This is a genomic window from Erwinia sp. AC075, from assembly GCF_979253995.1.
This window is the reverse complement of sequence record NZ_CEEDEU010000001.1, coordinates 634,973-660,290: the sequence shown is the minus strand read 5'-3', so window position 1 is coordinate 660,290 and position 25,318 is coordinate 634,973. Positions and strand designations below refer to the sequence as shown.

The following is a 25,318-nucleotide window of genomic DNA, read 5'->3' as shown; positions in this document are numbered from 1 at the left end:
TCACTTATCAATAATTTCCACAAGGCGTAAACTCCCCCTTCTCGCTAAACATCTTCGCTGAACCAGGGATACATTTTGACCACACAACCGCCGCAGAACCGAAACGCCGCGCCTGAGATAGCCAGCCTGACGACAGCCAACGTTATCCTGTTTGCTTTTGCCTGCGGTGCCACCACGGCCAATGTGTACTATTCGCAGTCGATTGCGGGTCTGATAGCCAGCAGCCTGCATCTGCCGGCAAGCCTGGCCGGGCTGATTGTCACCACCACCCAGTTGGGTTATGGCATCGGCCTGTTTTTTTTGGTTTGCCTGGCCGACCTGGTGGAAAACCGCCGACTGGTATTGATCACCACGGCGGGCACCATTCTGAGCCTGATTGGCGTTGCGGCCAGTTCAAGCGCCACTGCGTTGGTGATCGCCTCATTCTTACTGGGAATTTCTACCGTAGGCAGCCAGGTTCTGGTGCCGCTTGCCGTTCATCTTTCGCCTGAAGGTCAGCGCGGTAAAATCATCGGTAACATCATGTTCGGGCTGGTGTCCGGCATTATGCTCTCTCGTCCGCTGGCCAGCTTTTTGGCCGGACATTGGGGATGGCGGGCGATATTTATCTTCTCGGCGGCGGTGATGCTGAGCACCTTTATCCTTATGGCGCGCGCATTACCGCAGTGGCATCCTCAACCGAAGCGGAATTATATGTCCACGCTGCGTTCGATGCTTACCCTGCTGGCAACGTCGCGAACGCTGCAACGTCGGGCAGCCTATCAGGGGACGATGTTCGGCATATTTAATATGTTCTGGACCGCCGCGCCGGCGATGCTGCACCTGCGTTTTGGTCTTGGACAGTCGGGGATTGCCGCCTTTGCCCTGGCCGGCGCAGCAGGTGCACTTTCGGCACCGGTAGCCGGTAAAATCGCCGACCGGGGCGGTTCAAAAATCGGCACCGGCGTGGTGATTGGCTGCGCAGGGTTGGCGCTGCTTATCAGCGGTTGGGGACAGGCGATAGCGTCATTGATGATCCTGGTCTTCGCCGCGATTATTCTTGACGCTGCCACCCAGGCCAATCAGGTTTTCGGTCAGCGCGCCATCCAGAGCCTGGATGCCGAAGCGCGGGGTCGGTTAAACGCGGTCTATATGACGGTTATCTTTATCTGCGGTGCGGCGGGTTCGGCGTTGGGTTCATTGACCTATTTTCATGGCGGATGGGTCACCACCGCCACGGTGGGAGCCGGATTAGCCCTGGTGATGCTTCTGGTGTTTTTGACCGAATTGCGCGCAAAAAAAACGGGGTGAACGCCGTTTGCAGGCTGAAAATTCCGACCGTGATCTGAATCCGGGCAGAAGTTGACATGTTATCCGCCTCATTCAAACTGCCAGTAAAGCGGCGTGCCGAAAACCTCAACGTAGTAATCAATCACCGCCCGCACATTTAACGGTGGATGCCGCACGTTGGGATAGATGGCGGCAACATGCTGCGGCTCGGTTTTACTCGCGCCCTGATATTTTTCCATCACCCGGACCAGCGCCCCTTTTTTCAGGCTGTCACCGATGAGCCAGTCGGGAAACAGCACCATCCCCATCCCGGCAAGCGCGCTGGTCAGCAAGGATTCGGCGTTATTGGACGTCAGCAAGCCGTTAACGGGAAAGTGCGTCCAGCGGCCTCCGGGTTTTCTGAATAACCAGCGATTGGGGCCAGAGAAGCCGCGGTACACAAGGCATTTGTGCTCACTCAACTCCGCAGGCGAAGCCGGCTGTCCGTGCTTTTCTACATACTCCGGCGAGGCAACCAGATGATAATGCTGGGTGCCAAACACGCGCGCATGGAAAGAGGAATCGGTCAGGGTGCCAATCCTGAAAATCACGTCCGCCGCATCCCGGTGAGGATCGATATAGTCATCGGTCTGGGTCAGCTCAATTTGCAGGCGCGGATAGCGGTTCGACAGTTCTGTCAGCCAGGGCGCGATATGACGCTGGCCAAAAAATACCGGCGCATTAATCCTGATCAGGCCGGAAGGTTCCAACGAACGATCGAGCATCTCGGTACGGGCTTCACTCAGCTGCTCGGTCATCGCCCTGGCATAGTCAATGAACAGCCTTCCCGCTTCGGTGGGGATCACCGCGCGGGTATTGCGATAGAAAAGCTGCTGCCCGAGCGTGTCCTCCAGTTGCAGGATCACACGGGAGATCATCGATGCAGAGACTCCTTCCCGCCTGGCGACAGCCGAAAAACTCTGCTCATCGAACACACCGATAAAAAAGAGCAGCGTGCGGAAATTTATCGCGCCTGGGTCGTACATTATCCTGATTCCTGCAAAGGTGTTTCCTGAATTATACCGTTTTTCATTATGCCGCGCTGCTATAGGATGCTCCCCCTACACCACTGGAGACTGTTCAATGCCGCTTTTATTTATATTACTCGTCGTCGCTGGCGGGATGGGATTATCCGTTGAGGCCGGCTTATTAGGGCCGCTGGGGAGCGAAGTCGGTGACTTATGGGCCACCTTCAGCATTTTTGGCGTCGGTGCGGCGCTGACCTTCCTGTTGATGCTGTTCTTTAGTCCCCGCAACAGCCCGTCATTCTTTACTCAGCCATCATGGACGCTGGTGGGGGGTATCCTCGGGCCGATCTATGTGGTCATTCTGACGGTTGCCGTGCCCATTATCGGCATTGCGATGACCATGATTGGCATCCTCGCCGGACAGGTGTTCAAAAGCCTGGTGATTGACCATTACGGTCTGTTTGGCACCGCCCACCGTAAAATTGACAGCAAGCGCATTATCGCGCTGATTTTTATTGTTGCGGCATTGTTCCTTGTGGCAAAAGGCTAAGGTGATTTTATGAACATTTTAATGATTATTCTGGCGGTCGTCGGTGGCGCAGTCCTCAGCATGCAGGCGGCGATTGGCGGCAAGCTGGGCAGCAACGTCGGCGTATTTCGCAGCGCGTTTCTGACCTTCTCGATTGGCGCACTGGTCACCGCCCTGCTGATTTTCTTCTTCGAACCTAAACAAGCCCTGACCTTGATGGACGTGCCGAAATGGCAGCTGCTGGGCGCACTCTGTGGCGTTCCGTACATCGTGATTATGGTGCTGGCAGTGCAGCGAATTGGTTCGGCGGTTGCCACAGTGGCGGTGATCTTTGGTCAGCTGGCGATGAGCATGCTGATTGATAACTTCGGCTGGTTAGGCAATGAGGCGATTCACTTCTCGGTGACGCGTCTTGGCGCGGTGGTTTGCCTGGGGATCGCGCTGTTCTTTATTTATTCCAGCAGTAAGACCAAAACCACACCGGCGGAAAAAAACGTCAAGCAGGCCTCGGCGCGCAGCTGAATGCTGGCTGGCTGGCTGGCTGGCTGGCTGGCTGGCTGGCTGGCTGGCTGGCCAAGGTTAAACCGGCTCAATCCACATCGGTCGAAAAACAAAAAGGCTCCTTTCGGAGCCTTAGTCAGTCCAGCGCAATCGCTGTTAAACCTACTTAATCTCGGTAATAAAGTTCTCGCGAGCACGGCGCACTTTCTTCAGGTTAACCAGCCAGTCACCTTCGTCGGAACGGTAGCCCAGCGGTAAAATAATTACGCTGCGCAGATTTTTGGCGCTCAGGCCCAAAATCTCATCCACTGCCGCCGGATCAAATCCTTCCATCGGGGTGGCATCAACCTGCTGTTCAGCGGCGGCAATCAGTGCGGAACCCAGACCAATATAGGCCTGGCGGGCTGCGGCCTGATAGTTGGCTTCCTGACCGCGTTCCGCCACAATGCCCAGCAGCATCTGACGATAGTTTTCCCAGCCTTCGTTGGTCGAGTTGCGCACGTCATTGGTGAGATCGAACATCATATTGACGCGATCGGCGGTGATGTCGTCCCAGGCAGCGAAGACCAGCAGATGAGAGCAGTCGGTGACCTGCGCCTGATTCCAGCTGACCGCTTTGATTTTTTCGCGAATTTCCGCGTTGGTCACCACCAGCAATTCAAAAGGTTGCAGGCCGCTGGAGGTCGCGGTTAAGCGCACGGCTTCAAGGATATGTTCCAGGTTGTCGGCCGGGATTTTCTTCGCCGGATCGTATTTTTTGGTTGCGTAACGCCAGTTAAGAAACTCAGTGATCTTGGTCATTAATCTTATCCATCGCGAAAGAGTTGAGGGTGGTGTGCAGCTTATAAGCCTTTGTATCGCCCCCAGTCTAACGACAATTCAGGCGGAAGGCGTAGAGCAAATCGAGGCATATTAAGACTATGCGGAATTACATTCTCTCCTGTCAGGCCCGCCTTATGTTGTCCAGGAATCTGACGTTCCAGTACAAAACGTGCGTGTATCAAATCCGCGCAGAAGGGCTGGGTTACCGACTCAGGAATCCGCTCGTCACGGTTTGAGAGAATTTTCAGGGAGAGATTACGGTGTTGCACGACAGCCGGGAACCTGGCTGTGAGAAATATGTCGATGGGCCTGAGCCCTTACCTCTTGATGACGAGAAGAGTGTTCATGGGCGGGTTGAGAATGCGCGTTTCGACCTGCGTTCGAAGTTATATGCTAAACCGGCAGCCGATCATCCGTGGAATACACGCAGAACGCAAAGTATGACCCCTGTTAAACCACCGAAGTCACCCAGAAAGAAGGCTGATTTGTCATGCAGTGGCGTAAAATTCTGCCTGTGCGTTTCTGGCGGGTTTTCGGGTGGTTTGTTACCCTTTTTACCGGTTATTCGTCAGAAAAACCGCCAGCTTGTTTTAGCGGTGCGTACAATTAGAACGTTATGGGTATATCTCATTTGTAATGGCCGATGGCTGCTAAGAGCGAACAACGGACGTTCGCAGTTAGCTAATGCGTATAAACTTTTTCCGTCGCATATTCGTTAACAAGGTGATGTCATAGCCGCCTTAAAGCGGCAGAAGCATGAGGCAGCGTCCGGCTAATCGCGTGTTGCGACTTTTTTTATAAGATGCGAAAGTTGCGGATAAAAGCCCAGTAAAATCCAAAAAAAATACTGGTTACCTTAGTAACCAGCATTTAAACCTACTTATACATTATGGTCATTCAAATCAGAAGTTTACTTTTACCCCCAACAAGGCGCTGGTATCGGAGTAACCTTTGTCACCCATCTGCTGACCGATATTGCCCCACAGGTTAACATTTTTTGTGATCTGACCCTCAACACCGACTTTCACTTCGCCCAGGTTGCGCGTGCCTTTCTGGGTGACTTTAACACCGTTGAGTTCGCTGCCAAATTCCTGTGTATTATAAATCCAGTTCGCCTCGATAAACGGCTGGAATATACGATCTTTGCCGTTATCAATAATGCTATGGCCTTTGATAAAGGCACGCGCACCCAAGCGGGTTTGAATGTTGCCATCGCCGGTTCCTTTCACGCGAGTGCCATTCTGCTCGCGAATCTCATCCGCCTGCACGCCCATCCAGGTGATCTGCGCCTGAGGCTGCACAAAGTAGCTTTCACGCTCGTTCTTCTCGCCAATTTTCCAGGTATATCCGGTCTCAAGCGACGCGGTAATCCCTTTCGATTTGTAAGACTCCGCTGCCAGTGAATCGCCTTTCACGGTGTTGTTAAACCAGCTGTACTGCGCCCAGCTGTCAAGGTAAGCACCGGATTTCTCCTCGTTGTCCTGTAACCAGGTCGCGTAGATACCTGTGCTGTAACCATTGATGCTGCTATCCGCTTTCTGAACAGAAAGATGGTTACGGCTATTGCTCTGCTGGTTAGCATAACCGGCCATTACACCGAGGTGATAACGGTTGGCACCATCCGTTGTCCATTGCGCAATATCACCGCCTATCTGCATCACATAGCGATTGGCCTGCGTTTTCATCTGACCGCTACTGTCACTGGAACGGGTGTGGCCACCGACGTTACGCAGCCACATGCTGGTCACTTTCTCTTCGCCAGTCAGCGCATCAACATAGTGAGTCTCACCCAAACGATCATGCAAACGCGTGTTGAACAGGTTATTTGCCGCAGCCATATTAGCTGAGTAGGCGGCAGATTCCGGGCGATAAATTTTGATAACTTCCTCTTTATTGCCATCACCACCACCTTCACCAGGGTCAACCACACCACTGAGCACGTTCGTCAGATACCAGTTGTTGCTGTTGGAACTTTCGCCACGTACCAGGTTGTAATCATAGGCCCCAGCGACGATACGGCCGTCCTTCACAAACTCACCGTCCGATTTGCCACCAACACTGATAACTTCAATACCGTTGATGGTTTTGGCACCGCTCCCTCCGGCATTATTGACGCTTACGCGGGTTGTACCACTGGTATCACCTGCAACGATCATTTTATCGGTGACCGAATTATCATCACCTAAGGCGGTGTTCAGAGTAATGTGACCGTCATGACCGCTATAATTGCCTGCAATATGCAACTTATTGCCTGCCGCTGCGCCTGCACCACCTACAATGATGTTTCCGCTGTTGGCAAGATTGCCGCCGACGTTGAAACGCACTGTATCTTTGACTGCCTTCGTGACGGGGTTGATTTCACCTAACTGCAGCGTGCCGCTGTTGCTAACATTGCCTGATGTACCCCCAAAACCACCGGCAACTGCCCCTCTGGCAATGTTCAGGTTGGCTGAAGCCAGCGTGACGTTATTATTTGCGCTACCAAGCTGCAAGCCGCCCGCATTTACTTGCGTATCACCAGTGTACTGCGCCGCCTGCTGGCTGAGTGTCACCACACCTGCACCATTCTGGTTTAACTGACCGCTGCCGGTAATGGTGTTGTTTAGCAACCAACTGTCGCTGCTGATAAGATTCAGCGATCCTTCATTGGCGATGTTAGCGGAACCCAGACTCGTTTGAGCGGAAGCCGTCAGTTCGGAACCGTTTTCAACGTTGAATTTACCCGTGAAATTACTGTTTTCGCCCAGAAGCACAACATCGCTGTTTTGCGCGATATCGGTCTCACCTGAACCGCTCAGGTTGTTTAACAGCGCGCCCGCCGCGTTTTTAAGGGCCAACAATCCTTCGTTAACAATATTGCCACTACCCAGACCGCTGGTATTGTTCAACTGCACGTCCGCACCAGAGGCAATCGAGGTCGTTGCTGCAAGACCGGCATTATTGCCATTGACTGTTAACGTGCCACCATTCACATTCAAAGCACCACTGCCTTGCAGGTTGCCATTAACTGAACCGCCGTGAGTGATGCTCAGCATCCCGCCGTTTAGATTCGCGACAGCCCCTTCCGACGTGTTTAACGCGCCGACGGTCTGGCTGTAGCCGTTCATATCAAAGCTTGTGTTGGCTGCCAATGCCAGCTCTGACGTTTGCCCCAGCACATTGTCATTGTTCATCAGCAGAGTGCCGCTACGGACATCGGTTTTGCCGCTGTAACTGTTATCCATGTTCGACAGTGAGACGGTTTGCTTTGCTCCTGTGTCAATTGCCAGGTCGCCCGAGCCTGTCAGTTTCGCGCTCATGTCAGCTGAATTACTGCTTTTACCGAAGGCATTAAGCACCAGCGCATCATTCCCCTGAGTCAACAACTCCAACTGGGTCAGGCCATAGGTAACATACAATCCGTCATCGGCCTGCCCGCTGGTCAGACGATAGTCGTAAGTGGCATTGGCTACCACGTTTCCATCTTGCAGAATGTTGGTATTCAGTTGGTCGGTAATCAGATTTCCGCTGATATCGCGCAGTTCCAGGTTACCGCCAGAGCCCTGCACCGGAAGCGCGCTACCTGCCAGTTTGATGGCCTGATCACCTTCATCCTGTTCCAGTAATGAAACGGTTTGAGGTGGCAACACGTGGTGGTTGGTGACCGAACCAGAATTAATTTCTACGGTACCGCGCCCGCTAATATCCATTAATACTGAGGTTTGCACCACGCCTTTTGCCACGGTATCGCCAGGTGTACCGGTATTGAATACTACTGTGCCACCGTCAAAATTCAGACCACCAATCTGTTGCACGCCGTCTGCTACTGTCACACGGCTGTCCGCGCCTGCCAGCAGGGTAGCCTGAGCAAGGGCCTGAGTATTCAGTCCATCAAGTGCAAAAGTGCTGTCGGTCAGAGCCAGCGTACCGGTAAAGGTGTTGCTGGAATTATTGGCGGTAAAATCAAAAGCGTTACCCGCCGTGCTGGCTGCAATCGTCCCTGCGCCGTTGATGTGACTGTTAAATCGTGTGCCAGCGCTTTGCTTCAGTATCAGAGTGCTGCCATGAGCAATATTAAAACCGGTACCTGAGGCGTCATCAGCGGAATCGCCTAAGGGCACAAGAGTATCATTCAGCGTCAGAATTGAGCTGTTTTCCAGATTGACCTGTTCAAAGCCTGTGATTGTTTTCCCTGTTTGCGCCAGTGTCAGTTGACTGTTACGCAGATTGAGTTTGTCATCGCCCGCGCCTGCATCCAGAGAGTCAAACAAATTGCCGTCGGTGACATCAATGTTGACCAGGTTATAGCTGTCATTACCGCTCGAGCTGGTGATATCCGTAGCGGTACTGCCATGCTGTAAATCCACAGTGTGGTCGTGTGCGGTAGTAAGATTTACCTGACCAACAATGTTGCCGCCTTGAGCATTCACAAAGTGAACGCCTGACAGACCGCTGGTAATTTCCAGCGCAACCTGTGCAGCTGAGTTGGCGATAATGTCCCCACGGTTAATAAAGCTACCCACGTAATCATTATTCACGTCGACTACCGGGTTAGTGGTGGATTTTGACACTAGGCGTCCGCTCTGCTCAACCACAGCACTCGTTCCGCCAACTTTCAGAGCAGGTCCGCCAGCAGCATCATTGATGTTGACGCTTGCACCGGACTTCACGTCGCCTTTAATATTCGTGGCGATACCGCTGCCGTCCGCATGGTTGACATCAATGACTAGGTTACGTGAGTTTGACATATCAAGGGCACTGTCAGCTGTTGAACCATCAGCATTCTGGATCAGCAAGCCAGAGCCGCTACCGTCAACGGTAATCTTTCCACTGTTTTCACTGGCCATGCTGGCGGCCGTGCGAACGCCTGCCCCGTTATCAACGGTTATCTGCGTGTTATCAAGTTTGATGCCCGCAATTTCTGCTTTGTTTTCGATGGCATTACCATTGCCTACCGGGTTCATCTCAATGCTGGCATCTTTCACCCTCAGGCCAGTAGCACCGGTGTCCAGCAGAATGCCATGAGCGCTGCCGCTGGCTTTCACCACCCCTCGGCCATCAAGGGCCAGATTCGCACCGTTACCGACCTTAATCGCAGCTTCGCCATTTGAGGCTTCGATATTGCCAGTATTAGAAATGGTTGAAGCCGGCCCCTGAATATTAACGGCAACTCCATTTACCTTGATATCGCCGCTGTTAACCAGCGTGCCGCCATCCACCAGGACGCCCGTGGTATTCGCCGTGGCGAAGTTAATGTCACCACGGTGATCTAGGGTGCCGCCATTGCGGGCAATATAGCCGATAGCATTTGGCGCTGTGGCTACGGTGCTATCGAGCGTCGCATAGCTGGTCAGCCTTGCATTGCCGCGATAAGCGGGATCGCCGTTGCCGGTAATATCTGAATAACTGCCGTCTACAATACCTGCCGTGCTGCTGGCACCGCTTATTGAAAGTGTAGTTTCCTTAGCCAGTGTGCCCTGGGCATTGCCCATCACCTTGATACCCGTTGCGCCTTCACCGCTGGCTGCGATGGACATATTACCGGTGTTAAGCTCACTTGCCTGGGCATTACTGGTTACCAGCAGAGCCGTCGAATTTTTACCGCTGCTTTCTACAGCGGATGCGCTACCGGTGCCATTAAAGCTTGCACCGCCGTCGATACGATACAGCGTCGATCCATCGGTCGTAACATTTTGCGTACCGGTGCTGTTATCGACCACTTTAGAGCCCGCACCCAGTACGTAATAGCCGGTCTGACTCACGCCATCAAAATTAATTACGCCGGCATTGTCTACTTCAATGGTTCCACCATTACGCGCATGGGCGCCGATGGCACCATCACCCTTCAGCTCAATGGTACCGGCATTGGTGGCTACTGCCCTCGCGCCGTCAGCCCATAAACCGTAGTTTGCGGTTTTGGTAACAGCATCTATTCCCCGCAGAATATTAATCAATCCGTCGTTGCGCACCGTGGTCGTTCCACTGTCTGTGCTGACAGAACTCGCCATCATGGCGACAGCGTTAATACCGTCCAGGGTGATGTTACCGTCAGCGGCATTCAGTACTGAGCCGCCTGCGGCGCCCGCGCTGGCGAAACCTTTCATGCCAACATTTTGCAGGGGAGGCTGTCCGGCCACGCCGTCTGCTGCGCCTTTGATGAGAATTTCACCGTGGTTGATAGCACGAGCAGCGGGCCCCTGAACAATGACACCAAAGGCCCCCTGTGTTTTACTGCCCAGTGTCAGCGTACCGCCGTTCTGATTGGTGAATGTTGAAAATCCACGCGCCAGTACCAGCTGATTATTTGGTGAGTTAGCCACGATATCTGTCGTCGCGTCGCCGGTACTGTGTTGTGCCTGACGGCCAAGATAAACCTCTCCACTGTTACTGAACGCAGAGCTGTCTTCAAGCAAAACACCCATACTGTAAGTTGGGTAAGTTGTTGTTACTTTACGCTCAACAGCTGAAATATTGATGCTGCCACTGTTATTCAAAATCGCATCATTGAATAGCTGCACACCTATGTTACTCACATAGGCTCCGCTGGGCGCTAGATTAATCACCCCGTCATTATTAATTGTACTACCTGTACTGGCGGCAACGGCATTATTATGTCCTGTAAAAGGAGTGCCAATCGGATTGCCAGAGCTATTCTTATAAGCACTCATTTCAGCGTTTGTCCCTGCATCAATAACCCCATAATTATTGACTACAGAGTTCTCGCGTGCAGACACGACCAACGAACCCGCACTGGAGTTTGCAAATGTCCCCAGATTGCCATAGTTATTCAGTGTTGACGCGTTAGTCAGCCTAACAACCGATATATCGGTGTTATATGCCTGAATGGATGCATCAGAATCGATATTAATAGTGCCAGCACTGCCTAAAATGTAAGCTACTCGGGTTGGGTCAATGACAAAGCGTGTTGCATCATCATCTGGCACTGTTTCGTCAACGTAAATATGTTTAACACCTGATGAGTCATAAGCTTTCTTAAATTCCGAATCATACGATCCCGGAGATAATAATCCGTCTTTTACTGCCTGAATTAACGCAGAATTATAGCTTTTCAGATCCTCAATATTTTCAACGGTTTGCACACCAATGGCACTATCGAAAGTTCCAGTGAATCCTGCCAGAAATGCCAAGGCGGGGTCGGAGTTGTTTTTGGCATAACTGCTTATATTCCCAAGGTGTGCTACCGTCTTGCTTTTGTAATTCAGCGTCCCTCCATTTGCTAAAAATACGGATGACGTGCTGTTTTTACCTTTCATAAACAAGGTGATCTGATTATCTTTATTGTTGAACCAGTCACTGTCTGAGCTATTACCGACGCTTACATCCAGACTCGAACCGGTACCGATTTGAATCAGGTTGCGGTCAACGTATTGCCCGTCTGCACCCACGGCATAATGATAGCTGTAATACTGATTTGCCAGATCGACCATCCGTACCTGGTCATTTTGATACGCCGAAAAAGTAGCGCTATTACCCGTTACAGGGTCGATATAGTCATACCCTGCCTGCTGGCCTAAACCGATGTAGCCACCATTGTTAACATAGCTGGCACCACTACCAGATAGTTTTCCCATTCCGGCCAGTACCGACAGTTTTAGGATGTTAAATCCCCTATCTCCACTGGCAATTTTACTCCAGTCTGCCGACAGCAGATTGTCATTCCCGAAAATGGTCTGAATATGGCCGCCATCTTTAGAGTCAAAAACGTCCAGAGAAATATCCGCAGCCTGGGACGGCATGAAAAATGCCATTGCCATTGCCAGTGCGGTCAGCGATAACACGCCTGTGTTTCTGAGCATAAAACTTGAATACTTAGTTCCGCTTTTAGATGACTTTCTTTTTCCCTTGGTTAATTCCGAGGTGACATCAAAACGTTGCAGGGAAGAATTCCACTTTACTTTAAATATCTTATTCATAATGTTTGATTCGCGATATTAGATTGAAATCAGAATATGATCTGAATGATTACGCCAGCCATAAACCAGGCACCGAGGGAAAATGCAGTTACAAAAAGCCAGGCGGCAGGCCTGAGGAGATGATTACTTTCAATGAAACTAGTAATTGCCTTCATGATTTTCTCACTGTCTTTGTGGCTCAGCGCAGGTGTGAGCACATCTGACAGTAAGTGTGTCATTTTTTAATCATTGCAAATATCAGACAGAAAGAGACATGCTGTAAGCCAGGGACTACATTCTCATATTTTTATTCTTATTTATTTTTCTTCAGGAATTAGAGTCAGGATAAATGGAGTAACAATGTAGGATCGGGACTACAAAATAATTTTGCAACCTTTTTCGTAGCAACATATTATTAACTATTATCTGAATACTCAGGGTTCATATGGCTGCGTTTATTGTTGTTGACGACCATCCACTTGCCAGACTGGCCATTCGTATGCTTCTAGAAAAAGAAGGCCACCTCGTTGTAGCAGAAACCGATAACGGTTCAGAGGTAGTGGCTCTGGTCAGGAATCACCGTGCAGAAGCACTGGTGATGGACATTGATCTGCCCGGCATCAATGGTATCGAGGCGATTACCTTACTGCGCTCTGCGGGTGTAAAAATCCCCGTCATCGTCATGAGCGGCAAAAATCCCGATTACTACACGCAGCTCAGCATGAAGGCGGGTGCAAACGGTTTTATCAGTAAACAGAATAATCTGTCTGATCTTTCCAATGCTGTCAGCGCCGTATTTTCTGGCTACGGTTATTTTCCTTTGCGTATGCACGAGCCTTACGAACAAACGCTCACAGCCTCAGACTCTGAGCAACTGCGGCTCTTGTCGAAACGCGAATTTGAAGTGCTGAAGCTTCTGGCGGAGGGGATAGAGATCATTTCCATTGCATCACGTATGCAAATCAGCAATAAGACCGTCAGCACCTACAAGGCTCGCCTGATGGACAAGCTGGGACTGAAGAATCAACGTGAATTACTCGACTTTACCCGCAGGAATAATATCTCCTGATGCGTCCAAAACGGTTATGGATATTCGCTGCATTCTTATATCCGCTAAGTGGCATTTCCGCCCCTGAAAATCTCAGTTACGTCCCTGATGCTCTTCCCGGGGTGAATGCTCCCACACTCACAGATTCTCAATGGCGCTGGTTAGGACAAAAGCGCGAACTCACGCTGGCGCTTTACGGTCGTTCCAGACCGCCATTGACGCGGGTTGATGCTGGAGGACGCGTTACCGGGTATATCCCTGATTTCTCATCGGCTCTGGCACGTAGCCTAGGCCTTACGCTTCGCATCGTTCATTTTGATAATGCAGAGCAAGCCTATTTCTCTCTTGGTGAGGACGCCACTGACGTTGTATTCAGCCCTGCCGGAGATGAACTTCCATCGCACTATCCGTCAGTTACTAGCGTCAATGTGGCAGAAGCGTACCCCATTGAGGTCATACGACGAAGCACCAATGAGTTATCCCCGGTGAGTAATACAAGTACTGTCTCCAGTGACTCGCCTGGCAGATTGCTTGCTGCGCTTGATCAGGGTAAGGTTCAGTCGGTCACATTGCCGGCTGGTGAAGCGTATTATATTAAAGAACGTAACTACGTTAATTCCCTTGAGATAAAACGTCTTTCATCTCAGCCGATGACAGCTTATAAATTTGTTACGAGTGGACCTAAGTCTGTTTTAGATGAGGTGCTTCAGAAAGCCACCTCTAATCTGCGCTCAAGTCAGGCTGGTGAGATCATTGCCTCTCGCTGGGATCAGGGCAATCTCATTCGCTTCATATCTGAACCTTTAAATCTGACGTCTGATGAACGCATCTGGCTTGAAAATCACCCCACCGTCACCGTCGTGGCCTCAAGTTTTAACCCACCGTTCTTCATGAAGGGTCCGGGTGGGCAATATACGGGGATTGGACCCGAATTGCTTTCGCTCGTGAGTCTTAAAACAGGCATGCGGTTTCGCTATTCTGATATTGGCGACAGTTCGAAACTTCCGGACGCACTTAACAGCGAAAATGCAGCCATGACCGCGCCGCTGATATGGAGCCCGGAAAGAAGCCGGGACATCCTGCTGACGACTCCCTTTATGTTTACGCCTATGGTGATGGTGACCCGCAGCAGTAAAGAGTCACAAAATGACATCCTTAACGTGGCACTTATTCCTACTCAGCAGGCAACAGAGTGGTTCAGAAATACCTTTCCCGAAGCTAAGGTAACGCTGACCGGTAATCCAGGACTTGCAATGCAGTGGGTCGCTGAAGGAAAAGTAGACGCCACGCTGAACACGCTTATCAGTGCCCGATATCTTCAGCAGGGTCTTTATCAGGACAGGCTGAAACTGCAGCAGGATTTACCTCTACCGGAGGCGGCAATTGTCTTTGGGGTCAGAAGGGTTGATCCGGAATTACAGAGTATACTCAACAAAACGCTTGGCTCAGTTCCAGCAGAGATGGTGACTAGTATACTGTCTCACTGGCAGGCTACGCCTGCAGCGCGCTTCGATACCTGGAAGGTTTATCGCAGTGAGTTTTACAGTGGGGCAGCTGGCGCAGTCGCGCTTATCCTTATTGCCGCAGTATGGGCCGGCGTTCTGCGGCGGCAGGTTAAACGAACTCAGCGGGCTCAGACTTTATTACGTCAGGAAATCCTGTTTCGAGACAGGCTGATAAATGGCCCGCCCCGCCCAGTCTATGTGGCCACCCCTGATGGACAAATCATCCATTACAATCCTGCATTCGAAAAACATCTGAGCGACTACCCCTCCTCAAATCGGGCGTTATCTTTATTTGACAGTCGACACCCACTTTATGCGGTCTGGAAGGAATGCATGATAATGCCGCCCACCGGGGGCGAGCCACTGGAGTCTGAGTTTACTCTTAAAGATTCATCCGGGTGCGTGAGGCAAATCCGCCACTGGATGACCAGTTTCCAGGAAGACGACGGGACAACTGGCGGTTTTATTGGTGGGTGGCAGGACGTCACTGACTATCTCAGCATGCAGGCTCAGTTAAGCACCGCCCGGGCAGAGGCTGAACGTGCCAGCCAGACAAAGAGCCGATTTCTGGCGACGATGAGTCACGAGATTCGTACGCCTCTGAGCGCAATTATCGGCCTGCTTGAGTTGCAGGTGCAGGAAAAACGCGTCGATGCAGAACTCATTCGTGTTGCGCACGAATCGTCCCAGAGCCTTCTGGCGTTAATTGGTGATATTCTTGATATTGCACGCATCGAATCAGACAAAGTGACGCTTCAGCCGCGCTGGTGTCGCGTTTCAACTATCGCTAACGCGGTCGTTGAAACTTTCAGTGGGCTGGCTCATCAAAAAGGATTGCTCATGAGCCTTGCCCTTCCAGAACATGACAGAGAAGTATTTTCTGATGACAATCGGCTCAGGCAAATAATAGGAAATCTTACGGGGAATGCTGTCAAATTCACTCAGCAGGGAGAGATTAGTATATCTGTTACGCTCCCATCAGAGAGCAGAGGCAGAATGCAAATCCTGGTGCGGGATACCGGTCCGGGCATACCCGAAAATGACCAGAAGCGTATGTTTATGCCCTTTGAACAGGCAGGCGACTCGGCTTCAGGGGGAAGCGGACTGGGACTGGCTATCTGCCGAGAACTCACGGCGCTGATGAACGGAACACTGAGTCTTGAAAGTGCACCCGGAAAAGGCTCGGTTTTTAAACTGGATATTCCTGTAGAAACAAGGCCCCTCAGCGTTATTGATTCGGTACCAGTTTTTCTACCTGGGCTGCATTCATCGCTCAGAATTCTGGTCGTTGACGATCATCCAGCAAATCGCCTGCTCGTTTCACGGCAGGTGGCCCTGATGGGACACAGCGCAAGCCTGGCAGACAATGGGCGGTCTGGACTTGAGGCATGGCTAAAAGACAGGCCCGATGTCATCCTTACAGACTGCAATATGCCGGAGATGGATGGTCTTGAAATGACACGTAGCATCAGAAAGCAAGATCCGGATGTACTCATCATTGGCATCACTGCGGATGCCCAGGAAACGGAAAGAGAACGTTGCCTGGCTGCTGGCATGAATGCCTGCCTGTTCAGGCCGGTAGAACTTTCCCTACTGGCTGAAACGATCGCTGCTTTTGAGCCACATGCTCTCCATGAAGTTACGGACCTGAGCGAGTGGATTGATCTTGAGGCTCTGGCAGCTTTTTTACCTGACAGCCCCCAGGCCGTGAGAGAGTTTATTACTCTTTCCATCAGAGAAACCCGGCAAGACCTCCGACACGCGCGAGATGCGCTAATGCAAAACGATTTATCTTCTGCACGCCGTATTTTCCATCGTATCGCCGGAACACTCAGGGTTAGCGGAATCAAGGAAATCGGGGAGCAGTGTGCAATGCTCGAAGAGCTGGCTGAGGTGGATGAAGATACTTCGATAATCATTCATCATATTGGAAAGGCACTAGCCTTAGTTGATGAATTTGAAAATGTCTTTATGCGTTCGTAATCTCAACGTCTTAAACTAGGACAGTTCCTACAGGTATAGCTGTTTCTGTCCGATGTCCTGAGCGCAATAAATCCCGTTAAATGCTGTCAGCAAACGGGAGGTGCTATGTTCTCATTAACAGTTATGGACAGCGACAGGTGGATTGCTGCTGGAATTTATCAGTATTTTAACGACAGACACATCAAAGTCACAGTGATGACTGACGCTAAGGATAGAGAAGCACTCAAACTTGCGGCGGAATCGAACATTGTCATAAGTGAGCTTTACACATCTGGACGTGACGTGCAGGCGGTTTCCGAACTTTTTGTTATGCTCCGTATGATATCACCATCTACTCGAGTAATTTTTCTTACAGACCTCAAGGAAAAAGCAGTTATCAGGTACGTTACAGCGCTTCTTCCAAATGCCAGTGTGCTTCCCAAAAGCTGTGATATACACCGCCTTGCTAGTGAAGTATTTAGTTGCGCTTCGCAGTCGAATGAAGAGATTATTTCCTTAACCGTCAAGCGTAAAAGCGGGGCTCTAACCGCTAAAGAGTTCAGCCTGCTTCGGTTTTTAGCGACTAACAAAAGTCTGACAGACATAGGATTTAAGCTTCAGCTCAGCGTCAAAACAATAAGCCATCACAGAAAAAACATCATGCGAAAACTAAATTGCCGTACAGCTCATGAGCTTTCGCCTCGTCTTGCTGGTATGGGATTTGGGAACAACAAATCATCCTGATTGGCTCCTGTTGCCCAACTACGACTGATGTTAGCAACTTCCGCTTTTGGCACAAATCGGACCTTCATCATCTGGCGTACTGTCCGCGGTCAGCGAACCCAGTCTTACTGCACCAGACACGGCATCCGCGCAAACTCTCTCACATGATTGGTCACAAGAATGGCTACAGCCGCAATGGCTTGATCCCCATTGATTAACACAACGTGTTGTTAAAAATATCCGCTTCTGGCTGTGAGTTGACCCAGAGGAAATTAGGGCTGACGTGCGGTTAAATGGCAGTAGGTAGCCGGAGAAAAAGTGTTTTTTCCTGTGTCATTGAGGGCTGGAATCCATGATGCAGGTAAAACTGTTTTGCCGCATCAGACAAGGCATGCACCATAATGGCCCGGACGCCAATATTCTCCGCAACCCGGCAAATACGGAGTACTGCATCGTGCAGTAAATCCGCACCAAGACCCTGGCCCTGGCAACTCGAATCAACTGCCAGCCGGGCCAAAATTATGATGGGAAGGGGGTCAGGCATGTTTCGTCTGAGCCCACCGGGTGCAATGGCATGAGTGACACTGCCGGTGGCCAGAGAGTAAAAACCAACCACGTGTGAAGAATCTTCCCGGCACACCACAAACGTTCTGGCGGCGCCGGTCGACTGGTTTTTTAACCCCCTGAGCCTGATCCATTCATCCAGTGCAACTTCCCCGGAGTGAAACTCTGAAAGAATGTGAGTCGTATTTAGCGGTGCTGGAGCGGTTACTTTTCCCACTGAGGTTTTCTCGCCAGCAGCGTATCCAGTGCCGGATTCGCTGTAACGGGTGCATCCAGCATATTGATAAACTCGGCGTACTGTTCATCATCGAGATTAAACATCCGACGATCAAGGATAACGTTTTCAGCAGCCTGGCAAGCGATGTCTAGTATAAAGTCGGTGCGTGATTTATGAAGAATAGCGGCAGCGGTATCGATCAACGCGCGCTGGGCTTCTTTAGCCCGAATGTTAAGCTGAACATCAGATTTCATGATGAGCTCCTGTATAGCAAATGATATACATAGCTTACATCTGCCGTATAGAGAATGCTATACACATTGACAGCGAATTTTTTGTGACGGGATAGCGTTGAAACAATCAACCTCTACCTTAGCCTGAGGAAAGGACACTTGTGTCTTGCAACAAAAAGGCCTTTTTTGCTTTGCGTTGACAAGAGCACATCGAGGCATATTTCCTTAGTCAGCCAGGGTACTCAACAACGCCTGCTCCAGCTTATCGGCGGTAATCGTAAACGGCAGATGCTGCAGGCTGTCCGCCGGGAAGCGGATGGATTCAGCCAGCGCTCTGACCCGCGCTTTGCGATCATCACCGACAAACGGCAGGGTCAGCGGCGTATTGAAGCGCTGCAACAGCCCCATCAACCGGCTGTCCGCCCGATCGCTGTTCTGCTCGATAATCGATTGCACCCGCAGGCTGAAACCAACCTTCTCGCCGTGCAGCCAGTGATGTAATTCGGGCTGATGGGTCAGGCGATCGTGGATCACGTGGGCAAATCCCGGCGTGGCCAGCCGATCCTGAATGCTGTTTGCCAGCCCGGCCAGCACAATATTGGCCTCAATCACCTTTTCCAGCGCCGGCGTCACCCGCTGTTGCGCATTGTCGGCAACGGCCTGCTCGCCCCACTTCTCAAACGCGGCCATCGCCTGCCAGGCCGCAGAGACTTTCAGATCCAGCGCCAGACGATCGGGGTTCTGCCGCTGATAGGGCTCAAACTCGTACCATTTTGCCAGCGCATCGACGATGCCGGACTTCAGATAACGCACATCGCTGCGGGCAATAACCTCGCTGTCCACCAGCACCAGCGCCGGCATTTTATTGAGCGGATCGCTGCGCAGATGCCCGCCCTGCTGATTATAAACAATCGCCAGCGGCGACCAGGCGGCACAGGTGGCGGCCAGCGTAGAGAAATTGATCAGCTTCAGATCCGGCAGCGCGTCGTTGACCGCCTTGGCGGTGTCCAGCACCCTTCCGCCGCCAATCGCCAGCACCACTTTGATGTCCTGCTCCTGCACGCTGTTTTGCAGCGTTTCTATCGCCGCATCGGTGCACTCGCCGTGCAGAAAATTGAGCTGCCAGCGGATACCCGCGCGTTCCAGGCTTTCGCTCAGCTGCGGGTTAACCGCTTCCCAGGCCTGCGGCGAGGTGAGGATATGAATACGCAGGCCAAACGGCGCAACAATCTCGCCCACTTCGGCCCGCAGCCCCGCCTTTTGCAGGTAGGCTTTCGGCGATTTAATGGCAAACATGGAAGGTCCTCTTTTCGGTTAGCGACGGTAGGCGAGCGATCGGACAATGCGGTCGCCGATCTTTTGAATGACCTGCACCATCACCAGCAGCACCACAATCGTTGCCGCCATAATCTGATTGTCAAAACGTTGATAGCCGTAGCGGATCGCCAGATCCCCTAACCCACCGCCGCCGACCACACCGGCCATGGCGGAAAAGCCAATCAGCATCACGATGGTCAGGGTAATGCCGGCGATCAGCGCGGGCAGCGCCTCGGGCAGTAACACCCGGCTGACGATGTGCCACAGATTGCCGCCCATCGACACCACCGCTTCAATGCGGCCACGATCGACCTCATCCAGCGCGTTCTCGACAATACGGGCAAAAAACGGAAAGGCGCCCAGCGTGATCGGCACGATGGCCGCCGTACTGCCCAGCGTGGTGCCGACCAGCAAACGGGTGAACGGGATCAGCGCGATCAGCAGCACCACGAAAGGTAAGGCGCGGCCGACGTTGACGACGGTATTCAGCACGGTGGCAAGCGTGCGGTTGGGCAAAATCCCGTCCTTACGGGTTAAAAACAGCAACACGCCCACCGGCAGGCCCAGCGCCACGGTAAACACCGCCGCCAGCAGCACCATATAGGCGGTTTCACAGGTGGCATTCAGCAGCAGATCCTGAAAGCGGTCCCAGTTTACGCTACGCATCTGGCCTGCTCCTCACGCTGGTAGCGGGCAATAAAGGCCCGATCGGCTTCGCCATCTTTCAGCAGCATCTGGCGCAGGCGGCCGTCGGCGCGCGCCATAATTTCCGTCACGCTGCCGCTCTCCACCAGTCGGCCATTTTCCAGCAGCGCCGCGCCGTCACAGATACGCTTCACCACGCCCATTTCATGGGTGATCAGCACGATGGTAATGTTGAGCTGCTGCTGAATATCGGCCAGCAGATCGAGGATCGAGGCGGTGGTTTCGGGGTCCAGCGCGCTGGTGGCTTCATCGCACAGCAGGTAACGCGGTTTGGCGGCCAGCGCCCGGGCGATGCCGACCCGCTGTTTTTGCCCACCGGAAAGTTGTGATGGCCAGGCGTTGGCAAAGTTTTCCAGACCAACCAGCTGTAGCAAGGCATTGACGCGCTCGCGCCGCTGCTTCGCGGGAACACCGGCAATTTCCAGCGGCAAATCGATGTTGTCGTGAACGGTGCGGGAATGCAGCAGATTGAAGTGCTGGAATATCATGCCCATCTGCTGCCGCTGACGGCGAAGCTGCGGCAGGCTGAGCTTGCCAATGTCTTCGCCATCAATCTCAATCTGCCCGGCGCTGGGCTGTTCAAGCAGGTTCAGGCAGCGTAACAGGGTGCTTTTTCCCGCGCCGCTGCGCCCGAGAATGCCGAAGATCGAACCGTCCTCAATGGTCAGCGAGACCTGATCTAACGCCGGCACCTCCGTGCCGGCATAGTGTTTAGTGATTTGGCTGAGTTTAATCATGCTTCTCGTCCGCAACCGGGATCACCGAACCGTTGTAGTTCTTGCGGATAAACTCGGCAACCTGCGGTGAAGTCAGGTCTTTTGCCAGTTGCAATACGCGCGGATCTTTCGCCAGTTCAGGCGTGGTCACCAGCAGGTTGGCATACGGATTATGCTCGGCGGATTCCAGCCCCAACGCATCCTTCGCCGGGGTTAAGCCCGCTTCCAGCGCGTAGTTACCGTTGATAATCGCAGCATCGACGTCATCCAGCGAGCGCGGCAGCTGCGGCGATTCAATTTCGATGATTTTGATTTTTTTCGGGTTGTCGCTGATGTCTTTCGGCGTCACCAGCGTCGATCCGGCGTCGCCCTGCGCATTCAGCTTGATCACCCCTTTCTGCTGCAGCAACCACAGCGCACGGCTCAGGTTGGTGGTGTTATTTGGCACCGCTATGGTTGCGCCCTGCGGCAGCGCCTGCAGGCTTTTCACCTTGCGGGAATAAATCCCCAGCGGCTCAATATGCACGCTGGCCACCACGCTGAAGGTTTTCCCCAGCGCTTTTTCCTGATCCTTCAGATACGGCAGATGCTGGAAGTAGTTGGCATCCACATCCCCCGCCGACAGCAGTTCGTTCGCATTCACCCCACCGTTCAGTTCGACAATATTCAGATCCAGCTTCGGATCGATTTTCTTCACATACTCCAGGATCTCGGCATGCGGCACCGGATCCGCTGCCACGCGTAACGGCGCCGCATATAAGCTCTGTGCAACCAGTAATGACAGCCCTGCCAGGGTAAATACGGTCTTTTTAATCATCATCATTCTCTTGTTGTTATTGACTGTTGGTATGTTCGGGATAGAAGCGTCGGGCCACTTCGGGATGGGAGCGCAGGCGGCCTTTCAGGTAATTCCAGCCCACTTCGCGTAATAAGGGATTGAGCGGATCGCTGGCCGGACCCAGCGCCAGACGGGCAAGCGAGTCCGGCAGCTGATAGACCGGCACCACCGCATCGAGCTGGGCACCGAGGAAAAACGCCACCGACAGGCGTTCCTTTTCGGCCTTCGGTGACACCACGCGATGGATGGTGGCGCGCAGGTAGCCATTGCTGGCGAGTTCCAGCAGTTCACCAATATTGACCACAAACGAGCCCGGCAGTGGCGAGGCGGCGATCCAGTTATCGGGCGTGACCTCAACCTGCAAACCCGGCTGATCGTCCTGCAACAGCAGCGTCAGGAAACCGGAATCTTTATGCGCGCCGACGCCCTGCGAAGACTCGGACTCACTGCGGCCAGGATAGCGGATCAGCTTGATATGTTCGTTCGGATACTCGCCATACAGGTTATCGAAGGCGTTGCGCGGCAGTTGCAGCGCTTCGGCAAAGCCGCGCAGCAGCTCAAGCGCCACCTGGGTCATATCCTGCTGCCAGCCGGTCAGCACGGTTTTTAATTCGGGCAGCGCCTCAGGCCACTGATTCGGTCCCTGCATCCGCTGCCAGGTGGGTACTTCCGGGGTGTTTACTACCGCGTCACGATCGGCACCAATATCGAATTGTTCGCGGTAATCCGGCTGGCTGCGGGTTATTTCCACGCCGGCCAGGTTATATCCGCGAAAATGCGGCGAGTTCTCCATTTTAACTTTCAGCTTTTCTTCTTGTGAAAGCGAAAAAAAAGAACGGGCCACGTTCTGCACGTTATCTAATACGGTTTTTTCAACGCCGTGATTAATCAGATAAAAGAAGCCGACGTCGCGCGCGGCCTGGCCGAGTTTCTCAATGGTCTGTTTTCTTAGCTGCTCATCGCCGGTTAACTGGGCGAAATCAATTACCGGCAGCGCGAGCGTTTCTGTCTGGCTCATAAGTCTTATCCCGTTGGCATGTCATAGAACAACAATGCCATTTCCGCCGGGACTTAACTACGAAGTAATCCTGCAATCAATATGCAATCGGCAGCATTTCATGACCAACAGTGAAACGGCTGAAATAACAGCGGATTAATCGCCGGGATATTGCACAAATTGCGGTGGGTTATAGGCGGTAATTTCCGGCAGCGGCTGGTCAAATAGCTGAATATCGACAAAGCAGGTTTGCGCACTGCAGCCCTGGCCCAACCGTGAACTGCCGCGATCCTCGGTCAGCACGTTGGGATTGCCGTGCTTGTCCATGGGCGCGGCCTGATGCGTATCCAGCGGATCGTACCAGGCGCCCGTCGACATCTGCACCACGCCCGGCAGAATATCCCGCGTCAGATGGACGCCCGCCAGCAGGGCCCCGCGTGAATTGAACACTTTGACGATGCTGTTTTCGCCGATGCCGCGCGGCTGCGCATCGTCCGGATGCATCCAGAGCGGTTCGCGCCCGGCGATTTTGGTCTGCTGGCTGACTTTGCCGTGATCGTACTGGCTGTGCAGACGCGTGCGCGGCTGGCTGGAGAGCAAATGCAGCGGCCAGTGCTGCTTCACCGCCTGCTGAGCCTCGTACTCCGGCTGATGCCAGTAAGCATGGCCCGGCGCTTCCTGATAATCGAAGCCGGCGACCGTGGCGGAAAACAGTTCAATCTTGCCGGACGGCGTCGAAAGCGGTGCCGCGTCGGGATCGTCCCGAAAATCCTTCAACATGATCTGCGGCTGCGCCGGTCGGGCGTATTCCAGCTTGCCGGTTTCCCAGAACGCGCTGAATGAAGGCAGCGTGATCCCCTGCTCTTCCGCACGCGGCCGCGATCCCTCGTAAATGGCCTGCAGCCATTCGCGCTCGTTGCGACCTTCGGTGAACGCGGGGGCAAAACCGAGCCGTTCCGCAAGCGCGGCGAAAATCGCGTAGTCAGACTTCGCTTCGGCAAACGGCGCAATATGCTGCTGCATAGCGATCATAAAGCCGTCATTGCTGGCGCTGCCGATATCTTCCCGCTCCAGCGAGGTGCTGGCGGGTAACACGATATCGGCGAATTTCGCCTGCGCGGTCCAGAACTGCTCATGCACGATAATGGTATCCGGGCGCTGCCAGGCGCTGACCAGCTTGTTGAGGTCCTGATGATGGTGGAAGGTGTTGCCGCCGGCCCAGTAGATCAGCCGGATGTCGGGATAGCTCAGCGACTGGCCGTCAAACTCGAAGGGTTCACCCGGCTGCAACAGCATGTCGGCAATGCGCGCCACCGGGATGCGACGGCTGACCGGGTTCTTTCCGACCGGCAGGCGCGGCCCGGAGAACATCCGCCGATCGGCACCGGCCAGATTGGTCGAGGCATAGCCGAAGCCCAGTCCGCCGCCGGCGGTGCCGATCTGCCCCAGTAAGGCGGTGGTGGCGACCACTGCCCAGAACGCCTGTTCGCCCTGCCGCGCGCGCTGCACGGACCAGGCAATATTGATCATCGTTTTGCGGCTGGCCATCCGCCGCGCCAGCTGACGAATATCGTCGGCCGCCAGCCCGGTAATCTCAGCCGCCCATTCCGGGCTTTTCACCACGCCGTCGCTTTCACCCAACAAATAGGCTGAATACGGGGCAAAGCCGGTGGTGTAGCGTGCCACGAACGCGCGATCGACCAACTGTTCAGCAATCAGTACCTGACACACCGCCAGCAGCAAGGCGGTATCCGTGCCGGGCTGGATCGCCAGCCACCGGGCATCGGGCACCGCAGAGAGATCGTTTTTTACCGGGCTGACGTTGATAAATTCGGTGCCGTTGTCGCGCATTTTATCCAGCCAGAACGCCAGCGCATGGTCGTTGGCTCCGCCGCCGTTCACCTGGGCGTTACGCAGCGGCAGGCCGCCAATCGCCACAAACAGCTCGGTGTGTTCCGCCAGGACCGGCCAGTGCGTGTGGCGGCGTTGCAGCTCATCCAGATCGCCGAGAATATGCGGTAACGTGCGCTCACCGGCGGCGATGCTGTAGGTGTTGGTACTGGCGGTATAGCCGCCAAACTGGTTCAGAAAACGGTGCAGCTGGCTTTGCGCATGGTGAAAGCGCCCGGCGCTGGACCAGCCATAGGAGCCGCCGTAAATCGCCTGATTGCCGTGCTGCTGCTTCACCCGCGCCAGTTCATCCGCCACCAGCGTTAACGCCACGTCCCAGCTGACTTCGACAAACGGCTCTTTGCCGCGCGCGCTACGTGATGCCGCCTTGCCCTGAAGATAGCCCAGCCGCACCGCCGGGCGTTGAACGCGGGTATTTCCCTGCACCGCGCCAGGCAGCGATTCGCCTATCTTTGACGGCTGACGATCCCAGGCCACCGGCGCAACCTTTGTAAGCACGCCCTGCTGCGTGGTCACCCGATAGGTGCCCCAGTGCATCACAGCCAAATCTTTATTGTTCATC

General features: G+C 53.3%; 18 protein-coding genes and 1 pseudogene. 7 read left to right on the top strand and 12 right to left on the bottom strand.

Translation table 11 applies throughout. The features are described 5' to 3' along the window. Positions 1-75: 75 nt before the first annotated feature. Positions 76-1,290 carry an MFS transporter gene (locus tag AC0IXH_RS03010; protein WP_471719932.1) on the top strand — a complete coding sequence of 405 codons (1,215 nt, stop codon included), beginning with the start codon at positions 76-78 and terminating at the stop codon, positions 1,288-1,290. Positions 1,291-1,358: 68 nt separating this feature from the next. On the opposite strand, the gene AC0IXH_RS03005 is transcribed toward AC0IXH_RS03010, so the two are convergent. Continuing rightward, positions 1,359-2,294: a LysR family transcriptional regulator gene (locus AC0IXH_RS03005; RefSeq protein ID WP_471719931.1), complete on the bottom strand. Its 936-nt coding sequence runs from the start codon at positions 2,292-2,294 to the stop codon at positions 1,359-1,361. A 97-nt stretch (positions 2,295-2,391) separates the two neighbouring features. On the opposite strand from AC0IXH_RS03005, the gene AC0IXH_RS03000 reads away from it, so the two are divergent. Both AC0IXH_RS03000 and AC0IXH_RS02995 read left to right on the top strand, forming a co-directional pair. Continuing rightward, positions 2,392-2,826: a DMT family transporter gene (locus tag AC0IXH_RS03000; protein ID WP_013202801.1), complete on the top strand. Its 435-nt coding sequence runs from the start codon at positions 2,392-2,394 to the stop codon at positions 2,824-2,826. A gap of 9 nt (positions 2,827-2,835) precedes the next feature. After that, positions 2,836-3,327: a DMT family transporter gene (locus AC0IXH_RS02995; RefSeq protein WP_105759978.1), complete on the top strand. Its 492-nt coding sequence runs from the start codon at positions 2,836-2,838 to the stop codon at positions 3,325-3,327. A gap of 141 nt (positions 3,328-3,468) precedes the next feature. Here AC0IXH_RS02995 and AC0IXH_RS02990 read toward each other — a convergent pair whose 3' ends face one another. After that, complete coding sequence (locus AC0IXH_RS02990; RefSeq protein WP_471719930.1) at positions 3,469-4,107, bottom strand: NAD(P)H-dependent oxidoreductase; 639 nt, start codon at positions 4,105-4,107, stop codon at positions 3,469-3,471. A gap of 128 nt (positions 4,108-4,235) precedes the next feature. Between AC0IXH_RS02990 and AC0IXH_RS02985 the strand changes: the two are divergent. Further along, positions 4,236-4,613, top strand: a pseudogene (locus tag AC0IXH_RS02985) (ISNCY family transposase); the annotation flags it as partial. A gap of 417 nt (positions 4,614-5,030) precedes the next feature. On the opposite strand, the gene AC0IXH_RS02980 reads toward AC0IXH_RS02985, so the two are convergent. Then, entirely contained in the window at positions 5,031-12,041 is a 7,011-nt protein-coding gene (locus tag AC0IXH_RS02980; RefSeq protein WP_471719929.1) for an autotransporter outer membrane beta-barrel domain-containing protein, read from the bottom strand. A gap of 29 nt (positions 12,042-12,070) precedes the next feature. Continuing rightward, positions 12,071-12,259: a hypothetical protein gene (locus AC0IXH_RS02975; protein WP_471719928.1), complete on the bottom strand. Its 189-nt coding sequence runs from the start codon at positions 12,257-12,259 to the stop codon at positions 12,071-12,073. 206 nt (positions 12,260-12,465) lie between these two features. Here AC0IXH_RS02975 and AC0IXH_RS02970 point away from each other — a divergent pair, with 206 nt between their 5' ends. From AC0IXH_RS02970 to AC0IXH_RS02960, 3 genes are all read left to right on the top strand, one after another. Then, positions 12,466-13,089 (top strand): response regulator, encoded by a 624-nt coding sequence (locus AC0IXH_RS02970; RefSeq protein ID WP_471719927.1) that lies wholly within the window; start codon positions 12,466-12,468, stop codon positions 13,087-13,089. Continuing rightward, positions 13,089-16,556, top strand: coding sequence for an ATP-binding protein (locus AC0IXH_RS02965; RefSeq protein WP_471719926.1), 3,468 nt, complete (start codon positions 13,089-13,091; stop codon positions 16,554-16,556). The genes AC0IXH_RS02970 and AC0IXH_RS02965 overlap by 1 nt, the downstream gene beginning before the upstream one ends. A gap of 105 nt (positions 16,557-16,661) precedes the next feature. Next, positions 16,662-17,279, top strand: coding sequence for a helix-turn-helix transcriptional regulator (locus AC0IXH_RS02960; RefSeq protein WP_471719925.1), 618 nt, complete (start codon positions 16,662-16,664; stop codon positions 17,277-17,279). 268 nt (positions 17,280-17,547) lie between these two features. Here the strand turns inward: AC0IXH_RS02960 and AC0IXH_RS02955 are convergent, their stop codons facing one another. The 8 genes from AC0IXH_RS02955 to AC0IXH_RS02920 form a co-directional block, all read right to left on the bottom strand. After that, positions 17,548-18,039 (bottom strand): GNAT family N-acetyltransferase, encoded by a 492-nt coding sequence (locus AC0IXH_RS02955; RefSeq protein ID WP_471719924.1) that lies wholly within the window; start codon positions 18,037-18,039, stop codon positions 17,548-17,550. Further along, positions 18,027-18,293: a type II toxin-antitoxin system TacA family antitoxin gene (locus tag AC0IXH_RS02950; protein ID WP_105759985.1), complete on the bottom strand. Its 267-nt coding sequence runs from the start codon at positions 18,291-18,293 to the stop codon at positions 18,027-18,029. The genes AC0IXH_RS02955 and AC0IXH_RS02950 overlap by 13 nt, the downstream gene beginning before the upstream one ends. 204 nt (positions 18,294-18,497) lie before the next feature. Then, the gene (locus AC0IXH_RS02945; RefSeq protein WP_471719923.1) at positions 18,498-19,568 is read right to left on the bottom strand and encodes an iron-containing alcohol dehydrogenase family protein; all 1,071 of its coding nucleotides are present in this window, start codon (positions 19,566-19,568) and stop codon (positions 18,498-18,500) included. Between the two features lie 18 nt (positions 19,569-19,586). Next, a complete protein-coding gene (locus AC0IXH_RS02940; RefSeq protein ID WP_471719922.1) occupies positions 19,587-20,255 on the bottom strand; it encodes a methionine ABC transporter permease in 669 nt (222 codons plus the stop codon). Continuing rightward, entirely contained in the window at positions 20,243-21,031 is a 789-nt protein-coding gene (locus AC0IXH_RS02935) for a methionine ABC transporter ATP-binding protein (RefSeq protein ID WP_053142250.1), read from the bottom strand. The genes AC0IXH_RS02940 and AC0IXH_RS02935 overlap by 13 nt, the downstream gene beginning before the upstream one ends. Next, positions 21,024-21,827 carry a MetQ/NlpA family ABC transporter substrate-binding protein gene (locus tag AC0IXH_RS02930; protein WP_471721112.1) on the bottom strand — a complete coding sequence of 268 codons (804 nt, stop codon included), beginning with the start codon at positions 21,825-21,827 and terminating at the stop codon, positions 21,024-21,026. Before AC0IXH_RS02930 ends, AC0IXH_RS02935 begins: the two co-directional genes overlap by 8 nt. A 16-nt stretch (positions 21,828-21,843) precedes the next feature. Next, the gene (locus AC0IXH_RS02925; protein ID WP_471719921.1) at positions 21,844-22,866 is read right to left on the bottom strand and encodes an isopenicillin N synthase family dioxygenase; all 1,023 of its coding nucleotides are present in this window, start codon (positions 22,864-22,866) and stop codon (positions 21,844-21,846) included. Positions 22,867-23,001: 135 nt separating this feature from the next. Beyond that, positions 23,002-25,317: a molybdopterin-dependent oxidoreductase gene (locus AC0IXH_RS02920; RefSeq protein ID WP_471719920.1), complete on the bottom strand. Its 2,316-nt coding sequence runs from the start codon at positions 25,315-25,317 to the stop codon at positions 23,002-23,004. Position 25,318: the final 1 nt, after the last annotated feature.

Coding starts and splice junctions, on each gene's coding strand:
- AC0IXH_RS02995 (WP_105759978.1), top strand. CDS start 2,836: ATGAACATTTTAATGATTATTCTGGCGGTCGTCGGTGGCGCAGTCCTC.
- AC0IXH_RS02950 (WP_105759985.1), bottom strand. CDS start 18,293: ATGAAATCTGATGTTCAGCTTAACATTCGGGCTAAAGAAGCCCAGCGC.
- AC0IXH_RS02930 (WP_471721112.1), bottom strand. CDS start 21,827: ATGATTAAAAAGACCGTATTTACCCTGGCAGGGCTGTCATTACTGGTT.
- AC0IXH_RS03005 (WP_471719931.1), bottom strand. CDS start 2,294: ATGTACGACCCAGGCGCGATAAATTTCCGCACGCTGCTCTTTTTTATC.
- AC0IXH_RS03000 (WP_013202801.1), top strand. CDS start 2,392: ATGCCGCTTTTATTTATATTACTCGTCGTCGCTGGCGGGATGGGATTA.
- AC0IXH_RS02990 (WP_471719930.1), bottom strand. CDS start 4,107: ATGACCAAGATCACTGAGTTTCTTAACTGGCGTTACGCAACCAAAAAA.
- AC0IXH_RS02975 (WP_471719928.1), bottom strand. CDS start 12,259: ATGACACACTTACTGTCAGATGTGCTCACACCTGCGCTGAGCCACAAA.
- AC0IXH_RS02970 (WP_471719927.1), top strand. CDS start 12,466: ATGGCTGCGTTTATTGTTGTTGACGACCATCCACTTGCCAGACTGGCC.
- AC0IXH_RS02920 (WP_471719920.1), bottom strand. CDS start 25,317: ATGAACAATAAAGATTTGGCTGTGATGCACTGGGGCACCTATCGGGTG.
- AC0IXH_RS02940 (WP_471719922.1), bottom strand. CDS start 20,255: ATGCGTAGCGTAAACTGGGACCGCTTTCAGGATCTGCTGCTGAATGCC.
- AC0IXH_RS02925 (WP_471719921.1), bottom strand. CDS start 22,866: ATGAGCCAGACAGAAACGCTCGCGCTGCCGGTAATTGATTTCGCCCAG.
- AC0IXH_RS02980 (WP_471719929.1), bottom strand. CDS start 12,041: ATGAATAAGATATTTAAAGTAAAGTGGAATTCTTCCCTGCAACGTTTT.
- AC0IXH_RS02935 (WP_053142250.1), bottom strand. CDS start 21,031: ATGATTAAACTCAGCCAAATCACTAAACACTATGCCGGCACGGAGGTG.
- AC0IXH_RS02965 (WP_471719926.1), top strand. CDS start 13,089: ATGCGTCCAAAACGGTTATGGATATTCGCTGCATTCTTATATCCGCTA.
- AC0IXH_RS02945 (WP_471719923.1), bottom strand. CDS start 19,568: ATGTTTGCCATTAAATCGCCGAAAGCCTACCTGCAAAAGGCGGGGCTG.
- AC0IXH_RS02960 (WP_471719925.1), top strand. CDS start 16,662: ATGTTCTCATTAACAGTTATGGACAGCGACAGGTGGATTGCTGCTGGA.